Annotated in this window: 9 protein-coding genes; 4 read left to right on the forward strand and 5 right to left on the reverse strand. The window is 69.8% G+C overall.

Features of this window, described 5'->3' with window-relative positions; all coding sequences use genetic code 11:
- Window positions 1–48: 48 nt before the first annotated feature.
- The 3 genes from glpK to ACIP6U_RS31550 form a co-directional block, all read right to left on the reverse strand.
- Window positions 49–1,590: a glycerol kinase GlpK gene (gene glpK / locus ACIP6U_RS31540; RefSeq protein WP_401724867.1), complete on the reverse strand. Its 1,542-nt coding sequence runs from the start codon at window positions 1,588–1,590 to the stop codon at window positions 49–51.
- 96 nt (window positions 1,591–1,686) lie between these two features.
- A complete protein-coding gene (locus tag ACIP6U_RS31545) occupies window positions 1,687–2,481 on the reverse strand; it encodes an MIP/aquaporin family protein (protein WP_401724870.1) in 795 nt (264 codons plus the stop codon).
- A 338-nt stretch (window positions 2,482–2,819) separates the two neighbouring features.
- Window positions 2,820–3,593 (reverse strand): IclR family transcriptional regulator, encoded by a 774-nt coding sequence (locus ACIP6U_RS31550; protein WP_401724873.1) that lies wholly within the window; start codon window positions 3,591–3,593, stop codon window positions 2,820–2,822.
- A gap of 306 nt (window positions 3,594–3,899) precedes the next feature.
- Here ACIP6U_RS31550 and metH point away from each other — a divergent pair, with 306 nt between their 5' ends.
- The 3 genes from metH (at window position 3,900) to ACIP6U_RS31565 (ending at window position 10,332) form a co-directional block, all read left to right on the forward strand.
- Window positions 3,900–7,436 carry a methionine synthase gene (gene metH, locus ACIP6U_RS31555; RefSeq protein WP_401724876.1) on the forward strand — a complete coding sequence of 1,179 codons (3,537 nt, stop codon included), beginning with the start codon at window positions 3,900–3,902 and terminating at the stop codon, window positions 7,434–7,436.
- 157 nt (window positions 7,437–7,593) lie between these two features.
- Window positions 7,594–8,292 carry an HAD family hydrolase gene (locus ACIP6U_RS31560; protein ID WP_401724878.1) on the forward strand — a complete coding sequence of 233 codons (699 nt, stop codon included), beginning with the start codon at window positions 7,594–7,596 and terminating at the stop codon, window positions 8,290–8,292.
- 435 nt (window positions 8,293–8,727) lie between these two features.
- Window positions 8,728–10,332 carry an ABC transporter substrate-binding protein gene (locus ACIP6U_RS31565; RefSeq protein ID WP_401724881.1) on the forward strand — a complete coding sequence of 535 codons (1,605 nt, stop codon included), beginning with the start codon at window positions 8,728–8,730 and terminating at the stop codon, window positions 10,330–10,332.
- Between the two features lie 104 nt (window positions 10,333–10,436).
- On the opposite strand, the gene ACIP6U_RS31570 is transcribed toward ACIP6U_RS31565, so the two are convergent.
- Together ACIP6U_RS31570 and ACIP6U_RS31575 are read right to left on the reverse strand one after the other, a co-directional pair.
- On the reverse strand, window positions 10,437–11,108 hold the full coding sequence (locus tag ACIP6U_RS31570) for a response regulator transcription factor (protein ID WP_058926326.1): 672 nt from the start codon (window positions 11,106–11,108) through the stop codon (window positions 10,437–10,439).
- A gap of 14 nt (window positions 11,109–11,122) precedes the next feature.
- A complete protein-coding gene (locus tag ACIP6U_RS31575) occupies window positions 11,123–12,178 on the reverse strand; it encodes a RecB family exonuclease (protein WP_401724885.1) in 1,056 nt (351 codons plus the stop codon).
- A 175-nt stretch (window positions 12,179–12,353) separates the two neighbouring features.
- Between ACIP6U_RS31575 and ACIP6U_RS31580 the strand changes: the two genes are divergently transcribed.
- Entirely contained in the window at window positions 12,354–14,267 is a 1,914-nt protein-coding gene (locus ACIP6U_RS31580; RefSeq protein WP_401724888.1) for a site-2 protease family protein, read from the forward strand.
- The last annotated feature ends 5 nt before the right edge of the window (window positions 14,268–14,272 follow it).

The raw sequence follows: 14,272 nt of genomic DNA on the forward strand, positions 1-14,272 counted from the left end.
TTCTTACTCCTCGTCAGAGCTCTGGTCCGAGCTCGTTCCAGAGCCGGTTCAGCTCTCGTCGTCGTCGAGCCAGCCCATGGTCCGCTCGACGGCCTTGAGCCAGCTCTTGTACTCACGGTCGCGCTTCTCCGCGGCCATGTTGGGGGTCCACTCGGCGGCCCGGCGCCAGTTGGCGCGCAGGTCGTCGGTGCTGGTCCAGAAGCCGACGGCGAGACCGGCGGCGTAGGCGGCACCGAGGCAGGTGGTCTCGGCGACCATGGGGCGCACCACGGGGGCGTCCACGAAGTCGGCGAGGGTCTGCATCAGCAGGTTGTTGGAGGTCATGCCGCCGTCGACCTTGACGGCCGCGAGCTCGACGCCGGAGTCCTTGGTCATGGCGTCGGTGATCTCACGGGTCTGCCAGGCGGTGGCCTCCAGGACGGCGCGCGCGAGGTGCGCCTTGGTGACGTACCGGGTCAGGCCGGCGATCACACCGCGGGCGTCGGAGCGCCAGTACGGGGCGAACAGACCGGAGAAGGCCGGCACGAAGTACGCGCCGCCGTTGTCCTCGACCGAGAGCGCGAGGGTCTCGATCTCGGCGGCGGTGGAGATCAGGCCCATCTGGTCGCGCATCCACTGCACCAGCGAACCGGTGACGGCGATGGAGCCCTCCAGGGCGTAGACCGCCTTCTGGTCGCCGATGCGGTAGCCGACCGTGGTGAGCAGGCCGTTGTAGGAGTTGACCGGCTTCTCGCCGGTGTTCATCAGCAGGAAGGTGCCGGTGCCGTACGTCGACTTGGCCTCGCCCTCGGCGAAACAGGTCTGGCCGAACAGGGCCGCCTGCTGGTCGCCGAGCGCCGAGGCGACCGGGATGCCGCCGAGCAGGTCGCCCAGCTTGCCGCCGGTGACCTCGCCGTAGACCTCGGCGGAGGAGCGGATCTCCGGGAGCATGTTGAGCGGGACGCCGATGGACTCGGCGATCTTCTCGTCCCACTGCATGGTGTGCAGGTTCATCAGCATGGTGCGGGAGGCGTTGGTGACGTCGGTGACGTGCCGGCCGCCGTTCACCCCGCCGGTCAGGTTCCAGATGACCCAGCTGTCCATGGTGCCGAAGAGGATGTCGCCCGCCTCGGCGCGCTCGCGCAGGCCCTCGACGTTGTCGAGCAGCCAGCGGGCCTTGGGCCCCGCGAAGTAGGAGGCCAGCGGGAGGCCGGTCTCGCGGCGGAAGCGGTCCTGGCCGACGTTGCGGCCGAGCTCCTTGCAGAGCGCGTCGGTGCGGGTGTCCTGCCAGACGATGGCGTTGTGGACGGGCTCACCGGTGTTCCTGTCCCACAGCAGCGTGGTCTCACGCTGGTTGGTGATGCCGATGGCCTTGATGTCGTCGCGGGTGATGCCGGCCTTCTGGATGGCCCCGGCGACGACCTCCTCGACGTTGGTCCAGATCTCGGTGGCGTTGTGCTCGACCCAGCCCGGCTTCGGGAAGATCTGCTCGTGCTCCTTCTGGTCGACGGAGACGATACGGCCGTCCCGGTCGAAGACGATGCAGCGGCTGGAGGTCGTGCCCTGGTCGATGGCGGCGATGAACGGTCCGGCGGTGTGCGCGTCGGTCACTGTGTGCTCCTGGGGTTCCGTGGGTGGAGGGCGGCTGTCTTACGGCGCGGTGCTGATGAGCGAGTACGGCTCGGTGCGGCTGTGCACTCGGTGCTCTTAAGCAAAGGCGACGTTGTAGATGCCTGCAGCGATCGCGCCGCCGATCAGCGGACCGACCACCGGGATCCAGGCGTAGCTCCAGTCGGAGCCGCCCTTGTTGGGCAGCGGCAGGAGAGCGTGCACGATGCGCGGGCCCAGGTCACGGGCCGGGTTGATCGCGTACCCGGTCGGGCCGCCGAGCGACAGACCGATGGAGACGACCACGAACGCGGTGATCAGGGCGCCCAGGGTGCCCAGGCCGTCGCCGTTGGCGTTCAGGCCCTGCGTGAGGATGGCGAGGATCAGGACGACCGTGCCGATGATCTCGGTGGCGAGGTTCTGCACCACGTTACGGATCTCGGGGCCGGTGGAGAAGATGCCCAGGACCGGTCCCGCGCCCTTCTCCTGCGCCTCCACGGCCTTGGCGGACGTGGCCTGCGCACCTGGACCGCCGACGATCTCGCGGTCGGTGAGGTGCGCCTGGAACTGGCCGTAGTAGGCCACCCAGACCAGGGTCGCGCCGATCATGGCGCCGAGGATCTGTCCGCCCCAGTAGATCGGCACGTTGTCCCAGCCGCCGTCCTTGATGGCGAGGGCGAGCGTCACGGCCGGGTTGAGGTGGGCACCGGAGAGGGGTGCCGAGATGTATACGGCCGTCATGACGGCGAAACCCCACCCGAAGGCGATGGCGAGCCAGCCGGCGTTACGTGCCTTGGAGGCCTTCAGCGTGACGGCGGCGCACACGCCACCGCCCAGCAGGATGAGTACGGCGGTACCTATGGTCTCGCCGATGAAGATGTCGGAGCTGGACACCCGCGACTCCTTTGTCCTTCGTCCAGGGGACCGAACCCCGGGTCCCTCCGGGAGTTCGAGCCGCTCTCGGGGTGAGAGCGTTACCGGCCCTTGGCGTTGTCACACTCTAACGCGTATTGCCGGTAGGTGTTCGACAATGTCGACCGATGGACGGGAGTCTCGCTCCGGCGTTACGTGTGCGTCAAGGGTTGTGTTGTCCAAACCGCGATCGTTACTGATTGCTGTGAGTCGTCGATCCCGGCCTGGGGCGTCCGCCAAGTGTCGCCCCATATGTCCATTTGAGGGTATGGCTGAAGCCGGAACACCGACATGGTGTTCCGGCAGCTCACACCGACTTCTCAGAACCGGCCGCCACCGAGGTCGCGGGAGACCGAGCGGGCGCAGTCCCGCACCGCCGCGATCAGCTCGGGCCGCAGCGCACTCGGATCGTCGGACCGGCACACCCGCTCCACCGCGCCGGCGATGCCGACCGCGCCCACCGGCATGCGCCGCCGGTCGTGGATGGGGGCGGCGACCGAGGCCACGCCCTCCCAGGTCTCCTCGACGTCGGCCGCGTAGCCACGCGCGCGGGTGAGGTCCAGGATGTGCTCGAAGTCCGCCGCCTCCGAGACCGTGCGGTCCGTGAAGGGCTTGCGGTCGGCCTCCAGCGCCTCGCTGTGCGCCACCGGGTCGTACGCCGCCAGGACCTTGCCCAGGGCCGTGGAGTGCAGCGGCTGCATGGCGCCGATCTCCAGCACCTGGCGGCTGTCGTCGGGCCGGAAGACGTGGTGCACGATCAGTACGCCGTGCTGGTGAAGGACGCCGAGATAGACGCTCTCGCCGCTGGAACGGGCCAGGTCGTCGGTCCACACCAGCGCCCGCGCGCGCAGCTCGTGCACGTCCAGATAGGTCGTCCCCAGGCGCAGCAGCTCGGCGCCCAGCTGGTACCGCCCGGAGGCGTCGTCCTGCTCGACGAAGCCCTCCTGCTGGAGGGTGCGCAGGATCCCGTGCGCGGTCCCCTTGGCCAGGCCCAGCGACGAGGCGATGTCCGAGAGGCCGAGCCGCCGTTCGCCGCCCGCGAGCAGGCGCAGCATCGCGGCCGCCCGTTCGAGCGACTGGATGTTCCGTGCCATCGCCCTGCTGCCTCCGTCCCCTCGACCGTCGGGCGTGCTTCCTCGCCGCCGCCGTTCGGCAATGTCGAACACTACCGGTCCATGCCGACCTCCCGCCAACGGTCTGCCGGTTCCGGTCGCGTCACCCGTATGTCACTCGCGCGTCACTCGTATCCCAGGAGTGCTCCGCAGGTCATCCTCGTCCGTCCCGTGGACTCTCGGTCCACGGGACGGCGGACCCGGTTACCCTGGCGAGGTGCGCCCACCGCGGACAGTTCCACGGACCGCGCAAAGCCGACAGCCGTCGCACCTAAAGGGAGCCCTTTCATGGCCTCGTCGCCACTGACCCCTTCCGCCGACAGCCGGACCCGTGTGTCCGCGCTCCGTGAGGCGCTGGCCACCCGAGTGGTGGTCGCCGACGGAGCGATGGGCACCATGCTGCAGGCCCAGGACCCCACTCTTGAGGACTTCGAGAACCTCGAGGGCTGCAACGAGATTCTGAACATCACCCGCCCGGACATCGTCCGCTCGGTCCACCAGGAGTATTTCGCCGCGGGCGTGGACTGCGTCGAGACGAACACCTTCGGCGCCAACCACTCCGCGCTCGGCGAGTACGACATCCCCGAGCGCGTGTACGAGCTGTCCGAGGCCGGTGCCCGCATCGCCCGCGAGGTCGCCGACGAGTTCACCGCCGAGACCGGACAGCAGCGCTGGGTCCTCGGTTCCATGGGACCCGGCACCAAGCTGCCGACGCTGGGCCACGCCCCGTACACCCTGCTGCGCGACGCCTACCAGCGGAACGCGGAGGGCATGCTCGCCGGCGGCGCCGACGCGCTGCTCGTCGAGACCACCCAGGACCTGCTCCAGACCAAGGCCTCGGTCCTGGGCGCCCGGCGCGCCCTGGACGCGCTCGGCGTCAGTGTCCCGCTCGTCGTCTCGGTGACCGTCGAGACCACCGGCACCATGCTGCTGGGCTCCGAGATCGGCGCCGCGCTCACCGCGCTCGAGCCGCTCGGCATCGACATGATCGGCCTCAACTGCGCGACCGGCCCGGCCGAGATGAGCGAGCACCTGCGCTATCTCGCCCGCCACTCCCGCATCCCGCTGTCCTGCATGCCGAACGCGGGCCTCCCGGTCCTCGGCAAGGACGGCGCCCACTACCCGCTGACGCCCCCGGAACTCGCCGACGCCCAGGAGACCTTCGTACGCGAGTACGGCCTCTCCCTGATCGGCGGCTGCTGCGGTACGACCCCGGGGCACCTGCGCCAGGTCGTCGAGCGCGTCCGGGGACTCGCGCCGGCCGAGCGCAACCCCCGCCCCGAGCCCGGCGCCGCCTCCCTCTACCAGACGGTCCCGTTCCGGCAGGACACCGCCTACATGGCGATCGGCGAGCGCACCAACGCCAACGGCTCGAAGAAGTTCCGCGAGGCCATGCTGGACGGCCGCTGGGACGACTGCGTGGAGATGGCCCGCGACCAGATCCGCGAGGGCGCCCACATGCTGGACCTCTGCGTGGACTACGTCGGCCGCGACGGCGTCGCCGACATGGAGGAGCTGGCCGGCCGCTTCGCCACCGCCTCCACGCTGCCGATCGTGCTCGACTCCACCGAAGTCCCGGTCATCCGGGCCGGGTTGGAGAAGCTCGGCGGGCGCGCGGTCATCAACTCCGTCAACTACGAGGACGGCGACGGCCCCGAGTCCCGCTTCGCCAAGGTCACCAAGCTCGCCCAGGAGCACGGCGCCGCGCTGATCGCGCTGACCATCGACGAGGAGGGCCAGGCCCGTACCGTCGAGCACAAGGTCGCCATCGCCGAGCGCCTCATCGAGGACCTGACGACCAACTGGGGCATCCACGAGTCGGACATCCTCATCGACACCCTGACCTTCACCATCTGCACCGGTCAGGAGGAGTCCCGCAAGGACGGCATCGCCACCATCGGGGCGATCCGCGAACTCAAGCGCCGCCACCCGGACGTACAGACCACGCTGGGCCTGTCGAACATCTCCTTCGGCCTCAACCCGGCCGCCCGCATCCTGCTCAACTCGGTCTTCCTCGACGAGTGCGTCAAGGCGGGCCTGGACTCCGCGATCGTGCACGCCTCGAAGATCCTGCCCATCGCCCGGTTCACCGAGGAAGAGGTGCAGACCGCCCTCGACCTCATCCACGACCGCCGCTCCGCCCAGCAGGGCGACGAACCAGCCTACGACCCGCTGCAGAAGCTGATGGCCCTGTTCGAGGGCGCCACCACCAAGTCCCTGAAGGCGGGCCGCGCCGAGGAGTTGGCCGCCCTCCCGCTGGACGAGCGGCTCAAGCGGCGGATCATCGACGGCGAGAAGAACGGCCTGGAGGCCGACCTCGCCGAGGCGTTGGAGACCCGCCCCGCCCTCGACATCGTCAACGACACGCTCCTGGACGGCATGAAGGTCGTCGGCGAGCTGTTCGGCTCCGGCCAGATGCAGCTGCCGTTCGTGCTCCAGTCCGCCGAGGTCATGAAGACCGCGGTGGCCTATCTGGAGCCGCACATGGAGAAGTCGGACGCCGAGGGCAAGGGCACCATCGTGCTCGCCACGGTCCGCGGCGACGTGCACGACATCGGCAAGAACCTCGTCGACATCATCCTGTCCAACAACGGCTACAACGTGGTCAACCTCGGCATCAAGCAGCCGGTCTCCGCGATCCTGGAAGCCGCCGCGGAGCACCGCGCCGACGTCATCGGCATGTCGGGACTCCTGGTCAAGTCCACGGTGATCATGAAGGAGAACCTGGAGGAGCTCAACCAGCGCGGTCTGGCGGCCGACTTCCCCGTCATCCTCGGCGGAGCCGCCCTCACCCGCGCCTACGTCGAGCAGGACCTGCACGAGATCTACGAGGGCGAAGTCCGCTACGCCCGCGACGCGTTCGAGGGGCTGCGCCTGATGGACGCGCTGATCGGCGTCAAGCGCGGTGTGCCCGGGGTGACGCTGCCCGAGCTGAAGCAGCGCCGGGTGCGCCCGGCCGCCGCCGCCGCGGAGGTCGAGGAGCGGCCCCAGGAGGGCCACGTCCGCTCCGACGTCGCCGTCGACAACCCGATCCCCGAGCCGCCGTTCTGGGGCACCCGCGTCATCAAGGGCATCCAGCTCAAGGAGTACGCGAGCTGGCTGGACGAGGGCGCGCTGTTCAAGGGCCAGTGGGGCCTCAAGCAGGCCCGCACCGGCGACGGGCCGACGTACGAGGAACTCGTGGAGACCGAGGGCCGGCCCCGGCTGCGCGGTCTGCTGGACCGCCTCCAGACGGACAACCTCCTCGAAGCGGCCGTCGTCTACGGCTACTTCCCGTGCGTCTCCAAGGACGACGACCTGATCCTCCTGGACGAGCGGGGCAACGAGCGCACCCGCTTCACCTTCCCGCGCCAGCGCCGCGGCCGCCGGCTGTGCCTGGCCGACTTCTTCCGGCCCGAGGAGGCGGGGGAGCCCGACGTCGTCGGTCTCCAGGTCGTCACCGTCGGCTCCCGCATCGGCGAGGAGACGGCCCGGATGTTCGAGGCCAACGCCTACCGCGACTACCTCGAACTGCACGGACTGTCCGTCCAGTTGGCCGAGGCGCTCGCCGAGTACTGGCACGCGCGCGTGCGTTCGGAACTGGGCTTCGCCGGTGAGGACCCCACCGACGTCGAGGACATGTTCGCCCTGAAGTACCGGGGCGCCCGCTTCTCGCTCGGCTACGGCGCCTGTCCGAACCTGGAGGACCGGGCCAAGATCGCCGACCTGCTCCAGCCGGAGCGCATCGGCGTGCACCTCTCCGAGGAGTTCCAGCTCCACCCCGAGCAGTCCACGGACGCGATCGTCATCCACCACCCGGAGGCGAAGTACTTCAACGCGCGGTGAAGTACTTCGCCGCACGGTGAACAGTGCGCCTCGTGAGTCGGCTCCGCCGAGCACACTGATCGGATAAGTCGTACACTGGTCGGTCCACCGCAGGCCGGTCGCCTCTCTGTGAAAAAGAGGCGACCGGCCTGATCGTCCCTCAAGGAGGTGCGCCAGGATGACCAGTACGGTCCCCGCGCTCGGAACCCGTACGGCCGAAGGCTCAGCCCTGCAAGCCGTACTCCTCGACATGGACGGCACCCTGGTGGACACCGAGGGCTTCTGGTGGGACGTCGAGGTGGAGATCTTCGCCCGCCTCGGCCACCCGCTCGACGACTCCTGGCGCCATGTCGTGGTCGGCGGCCCGATGACCCGCAGCGCCGGCTTCCTGATCGAGGCCACCGGCGCCGACATCACCCTCGCCGAGCTGTCCGTGCTGCTCAACGACGGGTTCGAGGACCGCATCGGACGTACCCTGCCGCTGATGCCGGGAGCCGCCCGGCTCCTCGCCGAACTCTCCGAGTACGAGATCCCCACGGCCCTCGTCTCGGCCTCGCACCGGCGCATCATCGACCGCGTGATCGCCTCCCTCGGCGCCCACCACTTCGCGCTGACGGTGGCCGGGGACGAGGTGCCGCGCACCAAGCCCTATCCCGACCCGTATCTGGCCGCCGCGGCCGGACTCGGCGTGGATCCGGCCAGATGCGCCGTCGTCGAGGACACGGCGACCGGGGTCGCCGCGGCCGAGGCGGCGGGCTGTCACGTGGTCGTGGTGCCCTCGGTGGCGCCCATCGGCCCGGCCGCGGGGCGCACGGTGGTGTCCTCCCTGGAAGACGTCGACCTGACATTTCTGCGCGGACTGATCACCGCCCGATGACGGAAATGCCACGGCCGTTCACCCAGCGTGCAACATCGATACGGCGGTAATTCCCCGAGCCCGCGTGCGCAGGAATTGGAATCACGGCGGATGGCCGAATTCCGGTACTGACCAAGGTCATTTGGAATGTGAGGTTCCCCACTTTCCCGAGGGTCGACAGTCGGGGTGGCGTGTGCTGTTCACCCCGTTTCGGGCGTCGTCGACGTGCCCTTGTGTCCCGATTGATGGAACGCTGCACTAATCCTTCCCTCGTCGGGTTTTCGGTCTGTCCGCAACCGGTTTCGCTGCGTGATGGGGGCTCAACTCCCGTGACAGTGAACCCGCATACTGGTGCGGACTAATCTCATCGCGAGAACATCGCCCTTACCCCGTGATCCGCCCGCAACACCCCTGCATGCCGGGTACACGGACTCGACAGCCTGGAGAAACTCGAGCATGAACCGCAAGACTTTGGTGCTGCCGGCCGTGGTCGGTCTGCTCGCGCCCGTGCTCGCCGCCTGTGGTGGGTCCGACAGCGGGAGCGGCGGCGGCGACGCGATCGCCGTGGGCACTACGGACCGGTTCATCGCCACCAAGGACGCGCCGGCCCCGTTCGACCCCGCCTACGCCTACGACGTCGGCAGCTGGAACGTGCTGCGCCAGACCGTGCAGACGCTGATGATGCAGCCCAAGGGCGACGGCGACCCGGTCCCCGAGGCCGCCCAGAGCTGCGACTTCACCGACAGCGGCAACGAGCGCTACGCCTGCACCCTGCGCGACGGACTGAAGTTCGCCAATGGCGACAAGGTCACCGCGGCCGATGTGAAGTACTCCATCGACCGCGCCCGCGCCATCAAGGCCGACTCCGGCGTCTTCGCCCTGCTGTCCACCATCGACACCGTCGAGACGCAGGGTGACAACGAGGTCATCTTCCACCTCAAGACCGCCGACGCCACCTTCCCGTACAAGCTGTCGACCCCGGTCGCCGGCATCGTCAACCCCGACGACTACGAGAAGAACAAGCTGCGCGACGGCTTCGAAGTGGACGGCTCCGGCCCCTACACCCTGTCGACCGAGGTCAAGAACGACGAGGTCGTCAAGGCCACCTTCACCAAGAACCCCAACTACAAGGGGTCGTTGAAGGTCAACAACTCCAAGGTCGACATGGTGTCCTACAAGGACGCCGCCTCCATGGGCACCGCCCTCGACAAGGGCAACATCCAGGTCATGACCCGCACCATGACGCCGGAGCAGATCGACAAGCTGTCGGAGAAGACCGACGGCGACGTCGACCTGGTCGAGATGGCCGGCCTGGAGATCCGCTACCTGGCCTTCAACACCAACGCCCCGACGGTGAAGACCAAGGCCGTCCGCGAGGCGATGGCCCAGCTCATCAACCGCGCCGAGCTGGTCTCCAAGGTCTACGGCTCCCAGGCCGAGCCGCTGTACTCGCTGGTCCCGGCGAGCGTCACCGGCCACTCCAACTCGTTCCTCAACAAGTACGGCGACCCGAGCGTCCCCAAGGCCAAGGCTCTGCTGACCGGCGCCAACATCACCACCCCGGTCAAGCTGACCCTGCACTACACGACCGACCACTACGGCTCGGCCACCAAGAAGGAGTTCGAACAGCTCCAGACCCAGCTCAACAACAGCGGGCTGTTCGACGTCACGATCAAGGGCGCGGCCTGGGACACCTTCGTCCCGGCCGAGCGCAAGGGCTCGTACGACGTCTGGGGCATGGGCTGGTTCCCGGACTTCCCGGACGCGGACAGCTACATCGCGCCGTTCCTCGACAAGGACAACTTCCTCAACTCGCCGTACGCGAACGCCAAGATCATCGACAACCTGATCCCGGAGTCGCGCCGCGAGGCCGACCGGCTCGCCGCCGGCACCAGCCTGACGGAGATCCAGGACATAGTCGCCGACGACGTCCCGATCCTCCCGCTGTGGCAGGGCAAGCAGTACGTCGCCGCCCGCGACGACGTCACGGGCACGGCGTACGTGCTCAACTCCTCCGCGACCCTGCAGCTCTGGGAGCTCAGCCGCGGCGTGAGCGGCTGACACTCCGCACAACGATCGGCACAACGACAAGAGGGGCCGCTTCCTTTCGGAAGCGGCCCCTCTTCGATTCGTATCGTTTCGTTTCGTACGACGTGCGGGGCGCCCTACTGCGCGCCCGGACGCACCAGCCCGCTCTCGTACGCGTACACCGCGGCCTGCACCCGGTCGCGCAGCCCCAGCTTGGTCAGCACATGCCCCACGTGCGTCTTGACGGTGGTCTCGCTGACGAACAGGTCGGCCGCGATCTCCGCGTTCGACAGCCCGCGCGCCACCAGCTTCAGCACCTCCACCTCGCGCTCGGTGAGCGTGTGCAGGGTGTCCGGCACGGGCTCGTCACCGGAGGGCAGGTGGGTGGCGTACTTGTCGAGCAGCCGTCGGGTGATGCTCGGCGCGAGCATGGCCTCACCCGCGGCCACCACCCGGATCGCCTGCACCAGTTCGTTGGCCGGGGCGTCCTTGAGCAGGAAACCGCTGGCACCCGCCCGAAGGGCCTCCACCACGTACTCGTCGAGGTCGAAAGTGGTCAGGACCAGCACCTTCGCCGGGCCGTCCCGCCCCGGTCCGGTGATCTGCCGGGTCGCCTCCACGCCGTCCATCCGGGGCATCCGGATGTCCATCAGGACCACGTCGGGCTGCAGGGCCCGGACCTGGTCGAGGGCCTGGAGGCCGTCTCCGGCCTCGCCGACGACCGCGAGGTCCTGCTCGGCTTCCAGAATCATCCGGAAGCCGGTACGCAGGAGCGGCTGGTCGTCGACGAGTAGGACGCGGATGGCCACGTAAGTCTCCTTCGCTAGTCCGGTCCCATTCTGCCCTGTTGGACGGCACCGGACTCGGGCGCCCTCACCGGCAGCGGATAGGGCGGGGGAGTCCCGCCGAATTCCGGACAGTGCGCCTGATGATCGCACCAGCCGCACAGCTTCGTCGGACGCGGCCGCCACTCGCCCGTCTCCGTCGCCAGCCGGATCGCCTCCCACAGCGCGAGCAGCTTGCGCTCGACCCGCTCCAGGTCGGCGGGGACGGGATCGTAGGTCAGCACGTCACCGCTGCCGAGGTACACCAACTGGAGCCGGCGCGGGACGACCTGCTTCAGCCGCCACACCACCAGGGCATAGAACTTCATCTGGAACAGGGCGCCCTCCGCGTACTCGGGGCGGGGCGCCTTGCCCGTCTTGTAGTCGACGATCCGCACCTCGCCCGTGGGCGCCACGTCGACCCGGTCGATGATCCCGCGCAGCTTCAGCCCCGAGTCCAGCTGTGTCTCGACGAACAGCTCCCGCTCGGCGGGCTCCAGACGCGTCGGGTCCTCCAGCGTGAACCAGCGCTCGACCAGCTGCTCCGCCTCACCCAGCCAGCGCGCGAGCCGCTCCCCCTCGGGGTCGTCCGCGAACAGCTCCACCACCTCCGGCTTGCTCTCGCGCAACCGGTCCCACTGCCCGGGGACGAGGGACTTGGCCCGCGGCGCGGTCCGCTCCGTCGCCGGCGCGTCGAAGAGCCGCTCCAGCACCGCGTGCACCAAGGTGCCCCTCGTCGCCGCCTCGCTCGGCTTCTCGGGCAGCCGGTCGATGACACGGAACCGGTAGAGCAGGGGGCACTGCATGAAGTCGCCGGCCCGGGAGGGGGAGAGGCTGGCGGGCGCTATGGCGACGGGGGCCACGACGACGTCCGGGCCGACGGCGTCGATCGCGTCGACGCCCGCCCCGGTCCCACTCCCGTTGCCGGTCCCGACCACCACCGCGTCCGCCGCCTCAGCTGCCACCGTGCCCGCCGGCTCGGCCGCGACCGGTGAATCCCCCTGCGGGGCACCGCCACCGGGGGCCTGCGCGGTGTCCTCCGTGCTCGTCTCCATGACCCCAGACCTTACGGCCCGCCACTGACAGTGACCCGGCCATGGCCGCAACGGCTGCGACAGGTGGGGAAACTCGGGGGGTGCCGGGGCGGAACGCGTCGCGACGGCCGCATACCATCGACCCGAGACCCTTCCGGCCGGCAGGCACGGAGGACGCTTCGAACGAGGGGACATCGTGGACGAGAGCGGCGGGAGCGGGCAGCCGCGGTCCGGCACCGACGAGTCGGCCGACCACCACGCGAGCCCTGCGGCCCCGGCCGGCCCGGCCGACGACCGCCCCAACGGCGTGCGCCGCCCCGTTCCGTCCCACGACGAGGCCGAACCGGCCGCCCCGAGCGAACCGGCACCCACCGAGGACACCGCCACGCCGGGAGTCGGTCCCGACGCCAACACTCCCGCACCCACCGACCGCGCCCCCGCCTCGGACGGGTCCGCCGAGGGGATGCCGGCTGCGGGTGGCGATTCCGACGACGGCGCCTCTACGTCCGCGGACGGTGCCTCCGCCTCGGGCGGGTCCGCCGGGGAGGTCCCGGTCCCGGGCGGCAGTTCCGACGGCGGGGCTTCTGCGTCCCATGACCGTGTCTCCGTCGCGGGCGCGTCCGCCGATGGTGTCCTGGCCGAAGGCGGCAACTCCGACGACGGCGCTTCTGCGTCCGCGGACGCAGCCTCCGTCTCGGGTGGGTCCGACGAGGGGGTCCCGGTCTCGGGCGGCAGTTCCGACGGCGGGGCTTCCGCGTCCAGTGGTGGTGAGCGTGCGCCGGCACCTGGAGAAGCCTCTGCGTCCGGTGACCACCCCGAGGCGCCCGCCGGCGCCTCGAAGGCCACCCCCGCTTATCCCCAGGACGACGACCACCCCACCACCCCCACCCCCGTCGCCGAAGGCAACCGCAGGCTCACCCGTTCCGGTGCGGCCAAGCAGCCCCCGCCGCAGCGCCCCGAGCCCCGTGGCGGTCTGTTGATGGGACGGCCCTTCGGCGTGCCGGTCTACGTGGCGCCCAGCTGGTTCCTCGTCGCCGCCCTGATCACCTGGGTGTTCGGCGGCCAGCTCGACCGCGTGCTGCCCGAACTCGGCGCCGCCCGCTACCTGGTCTCCCTCTTCTTCGCGGTCGCCTTCTACGCCTCGGTCCTCATCCATGAACTGGCCCACACGGTCGCCGCACTGCGCTTCAAGCTCCCCGTCCGCCGCATCCAGCTCCAGTTCTTCGGCGGCGTCTCCGAGATCGAGAAAGAGGCCGAAACCCCCGGCAGGGAGTTCGTGCTGGCCTTCGTCGGCCCGCTGCTCTCGCTGATCCTCTCGGGCATCTTCTACCTGGCCATGCAGCCCGTGGAGCCCGGCACCGTCCCCGGCGTCCTGCTGGCCGGCCTGATGGTCTCCAACCTCATCGTGGCCGCCTTCAACCTCCTGCCCGGCCTGCCCCTCGACGGCGGCCGCATGCTGCGCGCCGTCGTCTGGAAGATCACCGGCCGCCCGATGAGCGGCACCATCGCCGCCGCCTGGGTCGGCCGCGCCCTCGCCGTCTCCGTCCTGATCGGCCTTCCGTTGCTCACCCAGTCCGGCGCGCTCGGCTCCACCGCCGAGGACAACGTCGGCATGGACACCGTCACCGACGCCCTGCTCGCCGCGATCCTCGCCGCGATCATCTGGACCGGCGCCGGCAACAGCCTCCGCATGGCCCGACTGCGCGAACACCTCCCCGAGCTGCGCGCCCGCAACCTCACCCGCCGCGCCGTCCCGGTCGAGACCAACACCCCGCTCTCCGAGGCCCTGCGCCGCGCCAACTCCGCCGGCGCCCGCGCCCTGGTCGTCGTCGACCCCGAGGGCACGCCCCTCTCCCTCGTCCGTGAGGCCGCCATCGTCGGCGTACCGGAACACCGCCGCCCCTGGGTCGCCGTCAGCGGCCTGGCCCAGGACCTAACCGACGGCATGCGGGTCTCGGCCGAACTGGCGGGCGAGGACCTCCTGGACGCCCTGCGCGCCACCCCGGCCACCGAGTACCTGGTGGTCGAGGAGACCGGCGAGATCTACGGCGTCCTGTCGGCGGCGGACGTGGAGCGCGCGTTCGTGAAGGCGATGGCCCGGCCCAACTGACCCAC

Origin of the sequence: Streptomyces sp. NPDC088794 (genome assembly GCF_044750545.1) — a bacterium.
GTDB lineage: Bacteria > Actinomycetota > Actinomycetes > Streptomycetales > Streptomycetaceae > Streptomyces.

What these genes read in the sequence shown, in the direction of transcription:
- ACIP6U_RS31550 (WP_401724873.1), bottom strand. Translation starts at nt 3,593, where the DNA reads ATGGCACGGAACATCCAGTCGCTCGAACGGGCGGCCGCGATGCTGCGC.
- metH (WP_401724876.1), top strand. Translation starts at nt 3,900, where the DNA reads ATGGCCTCGTCGCCACTGACCCCTTCCGCCGACAGCCGGACCCGTGTG.
- ACIP6U_RS31560 (WP_401724878.1), top strand. Translation starts at nt 7,594, where the DNA reads ATGACCAGTACGGTCCCCGCGCTCGGAACCCGTACGGCCGAAGGCTCA.
- ACIP6U_RS31565 (WP_401724881.1), top strand. Translation starts at nt 8,728, where the DNA reads ATGAACCGCAAGACTTTGGTGCTGCCGGCCGTGGTCGGTCTGCTCGCG.
- ACIP6U_RS31575 (WP_401724885.1), bottom strand. Translation starts at nt 12,178, where the DNA reads ATGGAGACGAGCACGGAGGACACCGCGCAGGCCCCCGGTGGCGGTGCC.